This is a genomic window from Streptomyces sp. CA-106110 (genome assembly GCF_050936285.1).
Taxonomy (GTDB): Bacteria; Actinomycetota; Actinomycetes; order Streptomycetales; family Streptomycetaceae; genus Streptomyces.
The window spans coordinates 1,014,361-1,028,450 of the sequence record NZ_JBNJNB010000002.1 but is presented as its reverse complement, the minus strand read 5'-3'; the positions used below and the strand labels follow the sequence as shown (position 1 = coordinate 1,028,450).

Annotated in this window: 9 protein-coding genes; 1 reads left to right on the top strand and 8 read right to left on the bottom strand. The window is 69.9% G+C overall.

The genetic code is table 11. The features are described 5' to 3' along the window. Nucleotides 1-35: 35 nt before the first annotated feature. Genes ACQEXA_RS62265 through ACQEXA_RS62245 form a run of 5 tightly spaced genes read right to left on the bottom strand, consistent with a single transcriptional unit; the run spans nucleotide 36 to nucleotide 7,121 of the window. Nucleotides 36-1,421 carry a serine hydrolase domain-containing protein gene (locus tag ACQEXA_RS62265; RefSeq protein WP_433135470.1) on the bottom strand — a complete coding sequence of 462 codons (1,386 nt, stop codon included), beginning with the start codon at nucleotides 1,419-1,421 and terminating at the stop codon, nucleotides 36-38. Next, nucleotides 1,418-2,515, bottom strand: coding sequence for an ABC transporter ATP-binding protein (locus ACQEXA_RS62260; RefSeq protein WP_433135467.1), 1,098 nt, complete (start codon nucleotides 2,513-2,515; stop codon nucleotides 1,418-1,420). The genes ACQEXA_RS62265 and ACQEXA_RS62260 overlap by 4 nt, the downstream gene beginning before the upstream one ends. Beyond that, nucleotides 2,512-4,458, bottom strand: a complete 1,947-nt coding sequence (locus tag ACQEXA_RS62255; protein WP_433135465.1) for a dipeptide/oligopeptide/nickel ABC transporter permease/ATP-binding protein — start codon at nucleotides 4,456-4,458, stop codon at nucleotides 2,512-2,514. Before ACQEXA_RS62255 ends, ACQEXA_RS62260 begins: the two co-directional genes overlap by 4 nt. Nucleotides 4,459-4,464: 6 nt before the next feature. Beyond that, on the bottom strand, nucleotides 4,465-5,508 hold the full coding sequence (locus ACQEXA_RS62250) for an ABC transporter permease (RefSeq protein ID WP_433135463.1): 1,044 nt from the start codon (nucleotides 5,506-5,508) through the stop codon (nucleotides 4,465-4,467). Nucleotides 5,509-5,522: 14 nt separating this feature from the next. Beyond that, on the bottom strand, nucleotides 5,523-7,121 hold the full coding sequence (locus ACQEXA_RS62245) for an ABC transporter substrate-binding protein (protein ID WP_433135461.1): 1,599 nt from the start codon (nucleotides 7,119-7,121) through the stop codon (nucleotides 5,523-5,525). A 441-nt stretch (nucleotides 7,122-7,562) separates the two neighbouring features. Here ACQEXA_RS62245 and ACQEXA_RS62240 point away from each other — a divergent pair, with 441 nt between their 5' ends. Then, complete coding sequence (locus tag ACQEXA_RS62240) at nucleotides 7,563-8,621, top strand: Glu/Leu/Phe/Val dehydrogenase dimerization domain-containing protein (RefSeq protein ID WP_433135459.1); 1,059 nt, start codon at nucleotides 7,563-7,565, stop codon at nucleotides 8,619-8,621. Between the two features lie 63 nt (nucleotides 8,622-8,684). Here ACQEXA_RS62240 and ACQEXA_RS62235 read toward each other — a convergent pair whose 3' ends face one another. The 3 genes from ACQEXA_RS62235 to ACQEXA_RS62225 all read right to left on the bottom strand — a co-directional run bounded on the left by ACQEXA_RS62235 (nucleotide 8,685) and on the right by ACQEXA_RS62225 (nucleotide 13,644). Continuing rightward, a complete protein-coding gene (locus tag ACQEXA_RS62235) occupies nucleotides 8,685-9,905 on the bottom strand; it encodes an RNA-guided endonuclease InsQ/TnpB family protein (protein ID WP_433135457.1) in 1,221 nt (406 codons plus the stop codon). Between the two features lie 547 nt (nucleotides 9,906-10,452). Next, nucleotides 10,453-11,775: an MFS transporter gene (locus ACQEXA_RS62230; RefSeq protein WP_432942337.1), complete on the bottom strand. Its 1,323-nt coding sequence runs from the start codon at nucleotides 11,773-11,775 to the stop codon at nucleotides 10,453-10,455. A gap of 1,188 nt (nucleotides 11,776-12,963) precedes the next feature. Beyond that, nucleotides 12,964-13,644, bottom strand: coding sequence for a transglycosylase SLT domain-containing protein (locus ACQEXA_RS62225; RefSeq protein ID WP_432942335.1), 681 nt, complete (start codon nucleotides 13,642-13,644; stop codon nucleotides 12,964-12,966). Nucleotides 13,645-14,090: the final 446 nt, after the last annotated feature.

Sequence of the window (14,090 nt, the reverse complement as noted above, 5' to 3'; positions counted from 1 at the left end):
GGCCAATGGGCGCGGCGGCACCAGGGCCGCCCCTTTCAGCCGGTCTTCGGCGTGGCGCGACCCCCGAAGTGGATGTAGCGGGAGCCGTCGGCAAGGGTGTAGAGGACGACGGGCGTCCACGCGGCGAAATCCTCTTCCCGGGTGACGAAGAGGCCGGCGTCCGGATCGACGGCGGTCAGCAACATCCGGTGCGGGGGCTCCTCGAGGCCGGCCAGACCCTCGGTGGGGGTCACGGTGAGTTCCGGCGTGCCGTCCTCGCGCGGGGCGAGGTCCATGCGCACGTGGTGCCGCTCGTAGCTCCCGTACCAGTCGGCGAGATGTAGGGGGAGGGGCCCTGCGGGCGGCTGCGGCGGCCCGGGCATGTGCAGCCCGGCGGTCTGGGGGAGTACCTCGTTGGCGACCGCCTGGAAAAGCTCCCGGCTGCGTCCGCCGTTGGCGAGCAGGACGATGACGACGTCCCGGTCGGCAACGACGCGCAGAAAGGCGCTCTGGCCGATGGTGCCGCCGTCGTGGCCGTAGAGGGTCCGGCCCTGCCAGGTCGGCAGGAACCAGCCCAAGCCCCAGTGGCCGGCGATGGTCCAGCGGTCCGGCACCGCCACCTGCGGCTCGCGCATCATGCGTGCCGAAGCGGCGGACAGCACACGGGTGCCGTCCGCGGCCACGCCGTCGGCGAGGTGCATACGGGCGAAGGTGACGAGGTCCTGGGCGGTGGCGACGACGATGCCCGCCGGGCCGGCCGAGCGGGGGACGTCCCAGCGCGGCGCGGGTTGCGGCCAGTCGTCGGCTTTGCCGCCCGGCACCGGCAGATGCCCCATGGCCGCCCGGAACCGCAGCACGTCCTCGGGCAGGGTGAAGGTGCGGTCCATGCCCAGCGGGACAAGGAGACGCTCGCGCAGGGCGGTGTCCCACAGCGTGCCGGTGAGCACCTCGATGACCCGGCCGGCGACGCCGAAGCCGGTGTTGCAGTACGACTGGGTGGCACCCAGGGGGTGCGACTGGCCAAGCTCCGCGCACCGGGCCATGAACCGCTCCAGCACGTCGTCCCCGCGGCCGACGTCGGTGAAGACGTCGCCCTGGATGCCGCTGGTGTGGGTGAGCAGGTGACGCATCGTCACCGACGCGGTCACGTCCGCATCGGCCACCTTGAACGTGGGCAGCACCTTCACCACCGGCTCGTCGAGGTCGAGGAGCCCCTCGTCCACCAGTTGCATCACCAGGGTGGTGGTCAGCGTCTTGGTGATGGAACCGATCTGGAACAGTGAGTCGGTCGTGGTCTCCACTCCCGTACCCCGGTTGAGCACGCCCGCCGCCGCCAGAACGGTCCGGCCGCCCGCGTGGACGGCCAAGCAGGCGCCGGGCACGCGGTAGGTGCGGGTGAGTTCTTCGAGCCGTCGTCCCAGTTCTGCCTGGTCCAGTGTCAACGTTGCTCCTTCGTCGCGGTCTGTTCATCGGTGGCGGCCACCACGGCGAGCGAGGCATGCCCACCGTCCGGCGGGCCCTCGGGTTCTTCGGCGATCCCCAGGGCCGGGCCAGTCGCCATCAGGCCGCCGGCGGCCGCCGGGTCGTCGGCGAAGTGGCAGGCGGCCCGATGGGGCCGCCCGGCCGTGCCAAGCTGCGGGTCCAGGGTCAGGCACACCGAACGGGAGGCGTCCGCGCGCGGCCCGACGGGGCAGCGGGGGTGGAAACGGCAGCCCCGCGGAGGATCGTGGGGATCGGGGGCGTCCAGGTCCCCGAACGGCGTGTTGATCTCGCGCCAGGACCGGCCCAGCTGGGGCACGGCTGCCAGTAGGGCCTGGGTGTAGGGGTGGCGGGGCCGGGTGAGAAGCTCCTCGGCGGGCGCGACCTCCACGATGCGGCCCAGGTACATCACCGCGATGACGTCGCTGACGTAGCGGACCACTTGGAGGTTGTGCGAGATGAACAGCATCGAGGTCCCCGAGCGGGCCTGGATGTCGCGGACGAGGTTGAGTACCGCGCCCTGCACGGAGACGTCGAGGGCACTGGTGATCTCGTCGGCGATGATGACGTCGGGGCGCACCGCGAGCGCCCGCGCGAGGGCCACCCGCTGCCGCTGGCCGCCCGACAGGCGCGCGGGGAGCATGCCCGCATGCTCCGGGGACAGCGCGACCAGATCCAGCAGCCGGCCGATCTCGCGGCCGCGCTGCCCGCGTGTCAGGCAGGCACCGGCACGGGCCCCCAGCGCCTCCTCCAGGGTGGCCCCGACCGTCATCCGCGGATTGAGCGAGGCGTAGGGGTCCTGGAAGACCATCTGGATCCGCTGGTGGCGGGCCGTGTCGGAGGCGATGTCCTCGTCGTCCAGCAGGATGCGGCCCGCGGTGAGGGGAACGAGTTTGACGATGGCGCGGGCGAGGGTCGACTTGCCCGAGCCCGACTCACCCACCAGGCTGACGATCCCTCCCGGGGGCACGGTCAAGCTCACGTCGTCGACCGCCGTCATGGCGCGCTGACCCCGCCCGAACCGTACGGTCAGCCCTTCGATCCGCAATCCGCTCATGCCGGCCCCGCCGTGGTGGTCGTGGTGTCGGTGGGGTCCGCCGGAAGAGGCGGACGCGGATGCCAGCAGGCGACCCGCCGCCCGTCCCGCACCTGCAGTGGCGGCTGCCGGCTGCGGCACGTGTCCGAGGCGAAGGGGCAGCGCGGTGCGAAGGCGCAGCCGGCGGGCAGCTCGCGGGGCTGCGGGGGCCGGCCGGGGATGGTGGCCAGCGGCTGGTTGCGGTCGCTGCCCATGTGGGGCACGGACGCCAGCAGCGCCTGGGTGTAGGGATGGGCGGGGCCGGCGAGCAGGGAGGCGACGTCGATGTCCTCGACGATGTGGCCCGCGTACATCACCACCACCCGGTGGCACAACGAGGTGACGACCGAGATGTCGTGCGAGATCATCAGGATCGCCGCTGTGGTGTCCTGGTTGATCTGGCCCAAAAGCCGCACGATCTGTTCCTGCACGGTCACGTCGAGCGCGGTGGTCGGCTCGTCGGCGATGATCAGTTCGGGTTCCCCCATCAGGCCCATGGCGATCATGGCGCGCTGGCGCATGCCGCCGGACAGCTCGTGCGGGTACTGGGCCATCCTGAGGGCGGGGCTGGGGATACGTACCTGGTGCAGCCGCTCCTGTGCGAGCCGTATCGCGCGGGCGTGCGGCAGGCCCAGGTGGACCTCGCTGGCCTCGGTGAGTTGACGCCCCATCTTCAGTGCGGGGTTGAAGGAGCTGAGCGGGTCCTGGAAGACCACCGCGGTCATCGAACCCAGCAGCCTGCGCCGCTCGGGTGCGCGCAACGTCCCCGGGTCCCGTCCGGCGATCTCCATCCGGGCGGCGGTGACCCGGCCCGGCTCCGGCACGAGCCCGGCGATCGCCATGGCCGTCAGCGTCTTGCCGCTGCCCGACTCGCCGACGATGCCGACCCTCTCGCCGCGCCGAACGTCCAAGGTGACGCCCCGCACGGTGTGCACCGGCCCCACCGGGCCGGGAAAGACGACCGACAGGTCGTGCACGCGCAGCGCGTACGCGCCGGCATCGGCCGTGGGTATGGCCGCCTCGGCCTGCTGCCAGGGTGCGGCGGTGGGGCGCGGTGCCCCACCGAACCGGCGCGGACGGGCGGCCCCGGCGGTGGGTGCGTCGGCGCGGACCAGGGCGGTGGCGCTCTCGCCGAGGGCGGTGAAGACCAGGCCGGCGATGACGATGGCGACGCCGGGTGCGAGGGCCGCGGCGGGGGCGGTGTAGATGCGGTTGAGGTTCTCGTTGAGCAGGCGGCCCCAGTCGTAGGAGGGCGGCTGGACGCCCAACCCGATGAAGCTCAGCCCGGACAGCGCGATGAGCATGCCACCGACCTGCAGGGTCGTGGTCACGATCAGCGGTTCGGCGATGTTGGGCAGGACATGGCGCAGCATCAGACGAGGCCGGGACACGCCGAGGATCCGTGCGGCCAAGACGTAGTCCGAGCCGGACACGGACGAGGCGAGGGTGTAGGTCAGGCGCGCGAAGTTGGGGGCACTGGCGATACCCAGGGCCCACACCGCCCCTTTCGCTCCGACACCGGCCACGGTCGCGACGCACAACGCCAGCAGCAGCGCGGGGAACGCGATCGCGGTGTTCATCACCGATTCCCATGCCCGGCGGCCGCGGCGGCCCAGGACGGTGGGGAACGCGCCGAGCAGCACGCCGGCCGCCGAACCCAGGGCGGTCGCCAGCACCGCGAGGACCAGGGAGAGACGGGCCCCCGACATCACGCGGGCGAACATGTCCCGGCCCAGGCTGTCGGTGCCGAGCAGGTGCTGTGCGGAGGGTCCCTGCTGGGCTGCGGCCACGTCCAGGTGCGAGGCATCAGCGCCCCAGATGACGGGGCCGGCTACGGCCACAAAGAGCAGGAGGAGCAGGCCGAGTGCGCCCAGCATCCCTGTGGGGCCGATCCGAAAGGCGTACCGGCTGGCGTGCGTGGTCACCGTTGTTCAGCTCCTCGTGAGGGTCGAACGGGGGTCGAGCAGACCAAGGGCCAGATCGACGACGAGGTTCACCACCAGCACCACCGCACCCAGGAGCAGGACGATCGCCTGCACCAGCGGGTAGTCCTGGGCGACGATCGCGCCCACCACGGTGCTGCCGAGTCCCGGCCAGGCGAAGACGTTCTCGACCAGGACGCTGCCACCGACCAGCGAGGCGAACAGGATGCCGCCGACGGTGAGCCCCGCGGTGAGCACGTTGGGCAGCGCATGGCGCAGGTAGAGCAGTCGTGCGGGCAGGCGCTTGCTGCGGGCGACCCGTAGGTGGTCCTGCCCCAGGACGCGGGTGGTCTCGGTGCGGATGATGCGGGCGAGCTGGCAGCTGGGACCCAGTGCCAGAGCGAGTGTGGGCAGAAGGTAGGAGGCGGGTGTGTCGGCGCCGGCGGGTGGCAGCCAGGGCAGGGTGATGGCGAAGACGAAGACCAGGCCCACCCCGGTCAGGAAGTCGGGGACGGTGGTGCAGATGCCGGTCACGCCGGTGAAGGCGAGATCCGCGCCGCGCCGGCGCCCGCCGTGGGTGGCCACCGCCACCCACATGCCGACGGGGACGGACACCAGCGCGGTGAGCCCGAACGCCAGACCTGCCAGCTCCGCGGTCGCCGGCAGCCGGGTGGCGATGACCGACGACACCGGATCGCCGCTGGTGATCGAGGTCCCGAGGTTTCCGGTGAAGACACCCCCCAGGTAGTGCAGGTACTGCGTCAGCAGCGGCTCATCCAGGCCGAGTTCGGCTCGGCGGGCCGCCACCACCGCCGGGTCGGCCGTGATGCCCAAAGCGGAGCGCACCGGATCCCCGGGGACCAGGTGGACGAGCAGGAACGAGGCGGTGACGACCACGAAGAGCGAGATCGCCAGGCGTACCACTCGTCTGATCAAAAACCGTGCCCAGGGGGAGAACCGCCGGATGTCCTCCCCCCGGGGTCCCGCGCTTGCAACGACCGCCCCAGAACCCTCGCGCGGGAGAGTCCCGGGACTGGGGGATGGCTGAGCCATGGGGTGGTGTCTCCTCAGTGGGCGCGCAGCCGAATGCTGGTCGGCAGGGGCATCTCGCCGGACATCTCGAAGCTCGCGCCGCGCCCGAAGTAGCTGACGTACCGCTGGGCGATGGGGACGACGTCGGCTCGGGCGAAGAGCGCCTTCTCGGCCTCGGTCCACAGCCGGCAGCCGGGCCGGCCGGGGGTCTTAACCGCCTGGGCGACCAGCTGCTCGTAGGCGCTGTTGTGGATGCCGGCGAAGTTGGATCCCTTGGGGGCGCCGGGGCCCGAGAAGAAGCTGACGCTCTGTGACGGCAGCTGGGTGGCCAGGTTGATCTCCGGGGTGACGTCCCAGTTGTCGCTCTGGAAGACCGCCTGCAGGAAGGCCGCCGAGTTCAGGCTCTTCACCTTCACCTCGACCCCGAGCTTCTTCCACGCGGCCGAGAACAGCTCCATGCCCGCCGACGCGTTCGGCCGGTCGGAGGAGTACATCGCGGTGAGGGTCAGCCGCTTACCGCCCTTCGCCCTGATCCCGTCCGCGCCCTTGCGCCAGCCCGCCTCATCCAGCGCGGCGGCCGCGGCCGCCGCGTCGAACGCGGGGATGCCCGCCGCAGCACCAAAGTCGTCGCAGACCATCGGCGGCACACCCATCGTGCTGTCACCGATCTTGCCCTGCCGGTCGGTGAGCACATCGGCGATCTGCCCGCGGTCCAGGGCCTGCGTGAGCGCCTTGCGGACCACCGGGTCGGCACCGGGATGGCCCGGGTGCTCGTTGAACACCGCCAGGGTCCCGCCGTTCTCGAAGCGGTACTCCTTCATGGTGGCCATCAGCCGCTGCCGGTCGGGGCCGTTGACGATGCTGCCGTTGAGGGTGCCGCTGGTGAGGAGGTTGGCCGCGGTGGTGTCATTGTTGACGATCTTCAGGACGATCTTCTGCGGGGCTCCGGGCACATTGATCCTGGCGCCGTTGGGCCCCCAGGCGTACTCGTCGCGGCGGACCAGCGTGTAGTGGTCGTTGGGGACGGCCTCGGTCAGTTTGTAGGGGCCCGATCCACTGCTGGTCCTGGCCAGTGCGGTGGGGTCGGCCGTGCCGCTGCCGCACACCACGAAGAAGGCGGCCAGTGACGGGAGCAGCAGGCCGTCGGGTGTGCCGGTGGTGATCGTGACGGTGCCCGCGGCGTCGTCGGCCTTGGTGGTGAAGTCCGGGCCCGGCAGCACGATGCCAAGCAGCGGCGAGGCGGACTTGGGGTCCTTGAGATAGTCCAGGTCCTTGCTGACGACGCTGGGGGTCACCGCCGAGCCGTCGGAGCACGTGACGCCCTTGCGGAGGGTCAGGGTGACCGACGAGGGGGTGACATGCCACTTGGTCGCGATGCCCGGGACCGGATTTCCCTTGTCGTCCAGGGCCACCAGCGGGTCGTAGGTGAAAGACAGCAGGTCGTTGGCCGCGGCGACCACGGTGTGGTACGGGTCGAGTTTGCCCGGGTCCTGCGACAGGGTCGACGTGAACGTGCCGTTGCGGACATAGGCGCCCTGGCTCCCGGCGCCCGAGCCCGAGGCCCCTGCGGAGCAGGCCGTGGCGGCGAGCGCGATCACACACAACACCGCTGTCTTGGTTCCGTGCAGTCTCATAAGAAGCCTCCAGCAGCCCACCGTGGCGGTGAGGATGCGCAGGAGCATCCAGCCGGCACCCCCGGGCCGTCTTCGTCGCTGAGCACCAGACGGGCACCTCGCGTTCGTCGCCGGACCCCAATACGCCGGACCCGCAGGCGGATTGCTCGGGGCGGTTGCCTCCGGCCCCGGCCGGGACACGGCGCTTTACCGGCGGACCACGTCAACAGCACGGCCCTGCGAGCTCCTTGGCGTCAACTCCGTCGAAGGCACCCCGGAACGGTCCTTGGAGCCACCGGCGATGTCGTGGAGCGCACTTCTGCCGGCGTGGATGGTGCGGCCCGCACAAGTTCTGGCGCGGCGTTGTGCGCTCCCGACGATGCAACGCGTGGGCGGCGGCCCGGATGCTGCGGCGGATCCCCCGGGAAGAGCGGGGGCCACCATGATCCGAAAGGTAGCCCGATGCAGGATGTCGCAGCGAAGCAGGGCCCGCTCGCACATGAGCGGTTGATCATCCGCCGAGGAGCCCGATCCGGCGTGACGCTCATGGTCGCGGTGCACTCGACGGCACTGGGCCCCGCGGTGGGCGGGTGCCGGATGCGGGCCTACCGCTGCTGGCAGGACGCCTTGGCGGACGTGCTGCGGCTGTCGCAGGCCATGAGCTACAAGTGCGCCGCGGCCGGTCTCGCCTACGGCGGCGGCAAGACCGTGATCGCTCTGGACGAGGGCATCGATCTGGCACGCATCGATCGCCGTTCGGTGCTCCTCGACGTCGGTGACCTGGTCGCGGAGTTCGACGGCCGCTACAGCACGGGGCCCGACGTGGGCACCTGCGCCCAGGACATGATCGTGGTACGGCAGCGCACCCCGCACGCCTTCTGCCTCCCCGAGTCCCACGGCGGCTCCGGATCCCCCGCCCTACCTACCGCGATCGGGGTGCTGGCCGCGTTGCGCACGGTATCGGTGCACCGGTTCGGCACCGAATCGCTCGCCGGACGCCGCATCGCCGTCAGCGGGCTCGGCGCGGTCGGCGAGCGACTGGCGCGCAGCCTCACCGAACAAGGCGCCAAGCTGACGGTGTCCGACGTGGACGACCAAAAAAGGGCGCTGGCCAAGGAACTCGGCGCGACATGGGTAGAACCCGCACAGGCGATCACCACCGACACCGAGATCCTCGTCCCGGCCGCAGTCGGCCAAATCCTTGACCACGAAGTGGTTCCCCGGCTGCGCTGCGCGGCGATCGTCGGACCGGCGAACAACCAACTCGTCACCGACGACGTCGCCGACGTGCTCCGGCAGCGGGACATCCTCTGGGCGCCCGATTTCGTGGCCAACGCCGGCGGCGTGATCTACGCGCTGGCCCGCGAGGTCGAGGGCATCGGGCACGGCGAGGCGATCGAGCGGGTGCACCACATCGGCACCGCGCTCGCCGAGATCCTCACCAACGCCGATCGTGCCGGCCAAACGACGCTCGCGACCGCGACCGACCTCGCGGCCACCCGGCTGAGGACGGCACCTTGAAGGCTCCCCTCCCTGAAGGGAGGGGATTCTCCACCCTCCAGGGCTGATGTGGGGATTCACGGCTCAGGCCGCCACCTGAGCCGGCGGCTCAGGTGGTCTTACGCCCTCGGCACCGTCCGGGTTCCAACCTGCCCGGACCAGCATCACACGGGCGGAGTTCTTGTCCCTGGGGGATACGGCTCCGCACACGGTGCAGGCATAGGTTCTCATCGAGAGAGGTAGTGCGTGCTTGGTTCTCGCTCCGCACATTGCGCAGTCCATCGTGGTGTGCGCCGGGTGCACGAGGCGGACGTCCCGTGCGTGCTTGCGCCCCATCTCGACCAGCGCGCGTTGGGTGGCGGCGATGGCGGCATCGGCTGCCTTGCGGGCCATCGTGGTTTTCGCGAGGAACTTCGGGCGGAAGTCCTCCACCGCTACCCCGTCATGATCACGCATCACGGACTTGGCCCACTTGCGGCCGGTGTCCTCCCGCTGCCGCGCGATCTTCTTGTGCAGCTTCGCTGCCTGTGCCTGCGCCTTCCGGTAGCCCGTGGATGCGGGCCGGCCCTTCGGACGCCGGCGCCGGGCCATCATCCGCTGGTAGCGGGCGAGCCCCTGCGCGGCCCGCTTGCCGTGCTCGGCATGCGGGAGATCGTAGGCGTCGTCCGTGGTGGTGGCGGTCTCCTTCACACCCCAGTCGACGCCCAGGACGCGGCCGGTCTCCACAAGCGGCTCGACCCGGGCCGGGGCGACGAAGGACACATACCAGTGCCCGAGCGTGTCCTGGTACACGCGCACACTCGACGGGTCGGCCGGAAGAGCCCGCGACCACACCACGCTCACCACGATCTGGCCCGCAAGGTGCAGACGACCGTCCTTGAGGCGGAAACCCCGCTTCGTGTAGTTCAGGCTCGGCCTGGCCTCCCGCTTCCGCTTGAAGCGGGGCATCCCCGCCCGGCGGTGCACCGGAAGCCCGTCCTTGATGTCCTTCAGCGCCTTCGCCCGCGACTTGGCGAAGTCCCGAATCACCTGCTGCTGCGGCACCGAGGCACCCTCGGCCAGCCACGGCGTCACCCGACGGGCCTCGGTCAGCATCCTGTCCAACTGCGCCGGACCACACGTCAGCTTCTCACCGGACTCCTTGCTCTGCTGGTGGACCTGTTTGGACTTGGCGACGCATTCATTCCAGAGCCACCGGCAGCGGTCCCACTCCGCTTCAAGTGCGCGCCGTGCGGTAGCCGACAGGCGTACACGGAAGGTGTACCGGGCATGCCCGGCCCCCTCCGTGGTCGCGTCTGTCGTCATGCATCCGAACCTACCCGGGGGGACTGACAGTTGAGGCCTCTTGATCGCCACGGGCTCGCTCACCTCGTCGCGGGTGGACGGTCTTTCGCCCGGGAGGCGAAACCCCTATTTCCTGTCCTGCTCCGCAGAAGTCCGATTCCTCCCCGGCCTGAAGGCCGGGGCATCCTCGGAGGAACCCGGTGAACCACCGGCCGGGGCGCTCCCGCCGCCGACAGCGACCTACCCAGAGCGACCCGCAGACCGCACCTCGGACACGGCGGCTCGGTTGCTCCGCGAGACCGGAGCCAAGCGACCTGGGCCCAGAACCCGGGACGGGCGTGAACGCGGGCGACTGCAACGGGAACCGCAACGGGATCGACTCTGCCGCAACCACCTGACCCGCGCACTGACTTCGGCGGCTCGAGGTGGCTGATCTGCTCAGCGCTGCTGACTGATGGTCACCCGCGCGGTATTGGGCGCGCAGGGCTGGTGGCGCCCGCCAAAGAGCGGGCGCCACCAGCCCTGCGCGCGGCCGTAAAGGCGGCGTCACCGCGTGGGCTCTTGGTACTCACACTGCTTCGAGCAGTCCTGCCGGGGCCGAGCGAGCGAACTGGTCGGTGGTCTGCGGCACCCAGAGCGCGCCCGTGATCGACGCCACCACGCCGACCAGCATGAAGCCGAAGGCGACCGTGTAGGAGAAACGGTCGACGAGGAAGCCCATGACCAGCGGGGTGATGGCTCCCGCGAGCTGGCCGCCGAGGTTGAGCAGGCCCATGCCGGTGCCGACGATGCGGGTGGGAAGCACCCGCAGCGGCAGCCCCATGACAGCCATGGTCGGAAGCGCCATGATCGCGTTGCCGAGGGTGAGGTAGGTGGTGAAGGCGGCGGTGGAGTGGGCCATCATCATGAGCCCGATGAAGATGCCTCCGAGGACGAAGCTGGGTACCACCATGAGCCGGGCCCGGTCGTGGAAGTATCGGTCGAACAGCCATCCGCCCAGGACGGTCGCGGCTGCCGCCACGAACCACGGAATGGCTGCGAGCCACCCGGTGTCGGCAAGTTGGACATGCCGGACGTCCATGAAGTAGCTGGGTACCCAGGTCAGGAGGCCGTAGGCGACGATGTTCCCGCCGCCCAGCAGCGCGGCGAACTTCCACATGGCCGGCGTCCGCAGCAGCGTCCACGAGGGAACCGGCTTCTGGGTTGCGGTGTCGGCCGAGGACTCGGGCTTTGCGGAGGCGCCGCCCAGCTCCTCGCGGTTCAGCTTCCTGGGCAGGAAACGCCACAGGATCACTGCCATCACCAGGCCGAGACCGGCGACGAGCAGGAACGTGTTCCGCCAGCCGACCAGGGCCATGGCGGGGGCCGCGATGAGCGGTGCGAGGGCTGCTCCGAGGCTGTTGGACGACAGCATGGTGCCGATCGCCGCGCCTCGACGTGAGGGCAAGGTGCGTTCGCTCAGCGCCTTGATGGATGCGCCGGGGAAGATGCCCTCGCTGATGCCGAAGAGGATGCGGACCAGCAGGAGTACGGCGAAGGCGGCAACCAAACCGGTGAATCCGGTGAAGAGCGACCAGGCGATGAGGGCTATCACCATCATCGGCCGGGACCCGAAGCGGTCCGCCAGGAGGCCTCCCGGCACCTGGCAGGCCATATACGCGATGAAGAACACCGTTACGACCAGGCCCTGTTCGGTCTTGTCCACGTGGAAGGCCTTGCCGATGTCGGGAAGTGCCAGGGCGATCACCAGCCGGTCGATGTAGTCGACGACCCAGGCGGTGAAGAGCAGACCTGTTGTCAGAGCTCCGATCCGGGCAATGCGACGGGCCGTGTCTGACTCCGTCGTGTGGGGGTCCTCGTCGGGGATATGGGAGGGGGCACGGTACAACACAGGGATTCACCTCCGCGGCACCTGTGGTGCCGAAACCAGCAGATAGGCGGTCGGTTGGTGTGTCAGTGCCGCGCCAGCATGCCCCGCCGAGATCGGACGCGCTTTGTGCCGGGAACCGAACCTCCCGGACACGGATGGTGGCCGCCAACAGGTCTGGGTGATCGCGCGGTGAGTGAGGAAGGGCTGTCGGCCGCCGAGGTTGTTGCGTCACACGTGCGGGCGTTCTTCGCGGGACATGGTGTGGAGGTCGTCGACTACGGCCTCGGACCCGAACGGTGAGAGGTAGTGCCCGATCTGCGGATTGTCGTGGTGGGGCCCGGCCCCCGCAGCGACGGTTGGGCCTATGTGAGTGCCGGGTGCCGGGCTCCGATGGAAAAGGACGGTCACGGAATTGAGTTCGTCATGACCGCGCAGGTTTGCGACCAGCGGTTCATCGATCTCATGGCGGTGATCGCCTACTACCACTGCGGAGGGCATGAGTTCGGCCTGAGGACAGCATGCCGATCGATGAACCGTGGGTGCCGGGTTCGACCTGCGACCACCTGCTGGTCAGCCGTGGCGCGCTGTGCAGCACCTCGATTCCTGTGGGGGGAGGGTGGGCGGGAGGCACCCCGTCTCAGGTGTACGGCAGGCCGAACCGGTAGTGGCCACCGTGGATTTCGAAGGTGTAGGGACGCCTCAACGTGTCCCAGGCGCCGATCATGTCGGCGTCGAAGGCGGCGTTCCCCGGCGTGTGAAGTGCGTCCCGTACCTCGGGGCAGCGGCGGGGGTTCGGTTCTCGCCCGCCAGCCGGTGGTGATGATGCGTGCCTGGGCGCAGGACAGCAGCCGGAGCTCATGCTCGAGCGCCCGGCGCCGCTCCCGGCTCAGGATCCATCGCCAGCCCAGAGCGCTCCGGCTGTACCTGCCCAACCGCGCCGGTCGTGTTCGGCTGTGACGTCTCGGGATGAGGTGCGCACCGATGGCGGTGGCGGTGATCAGCGCCAGGGTCTCCAGCGTGTACATGATCTCGTTCGTCGCACTCACTTCGGCTCCCGGGCGTGCGTCGGCCCCCACCAGCTTCCCTCGTGCCTTCGGTACCGACGTACACGGCGCGGCCCCGCGGGTGCATACAGCCGAAGCCCCTCACCGGTGGACGGCGAGGGGGCTTTGTGGGGGCTGCGCGTCCGCTCTCGAGCGGAAAGTCGGCTCAGTACCAGTGGTTGGCCTGCCAGAACGACCACGCCTGGCAGGGGCTGCCGTACGACTGGTTCATGTAGTTGAGGCCCCACTTGATCTGTGTGGCCGGGTTCGTCTGCCAGTCGGAGCCGACGGACGACATCTTGGAGCCGGGCAACGCCTGGACGAGACCGTAGGCGCCGGAGCCTGCGTTGACCGCGCGGTAGTTCCAGCTGGACTCGTGGTCCACGATGTTGCTGAAGCATTGGAACTGGTTCGCGCCTACGATCTGACTGGCCATGGACTGGATCTGCGCGACCGTGTACGAGCTCTGGATGGGGAAGCTGGATGCGCCACGGCTCGCACGGCTGGCGGTGTCCGCCTCCTTGCGTGCCTTGGCTTCCTCTTCGGACTTCTGCTTGGCGATCGCGTCCGCGGCCGCCTGCTTGCGGGCCGTCTCCTCGGCGTCCTTCTTGGCGCTCACGTCCGCGGCGATAGCCTGTGCGTCGGCCTGCTGCGTCAGCGACGCGGTCTGGACCTTGGCCTGCTGACTTGTAGGTATGTCAGCGAGGAGCATCGAGTCGCTTGCCGTTGCCCCGGCGTCGCTCGAGGGCTGCCCGGTGCTGCCCGAGGCAACACCAGTGACGGCGCCGACAGCGGTGACCGCAGTGGCCGAGGCCACTGCGAATCCCCGGACCGAAATCCGGCTCACACGGTTTCCTTCCAGCATCGTCCGCTTGGGTGACCCTGGCGGACGCAATCGTGCCCCCTGATGCTGGCCTCCCAACTGCGGGGTCACGGGAGGCACGGGCCCGGTGGACAACCCCGTGGCAGGGGCGGCCGCGTGGTGCTCGGGCGGCATACGACGGCGCTATGAAGTTGGCTGTGGTGCTTTTGAGGTGCCGCACCGCTGGGGGTACAGCTGTGTCGTATGCGGGGCCTGACAAGGGTGGAACTTTGCCGCACGTGGATACCGGGGGGCAATTCTGTGATGAGTGTGAAAACTCACATCCCGTTCGGCGCAGTGGATCACGGAAACCCCGGCGCACACCAGGGTCACGTCCACTGCCGTCTCAACCCCGTGCTTCCAGTTGCGGCTCCACCACGGCGAGATCACCCTCGGCTGCGCCCAAACCGGGGAGAGCCTCACGACGTCCT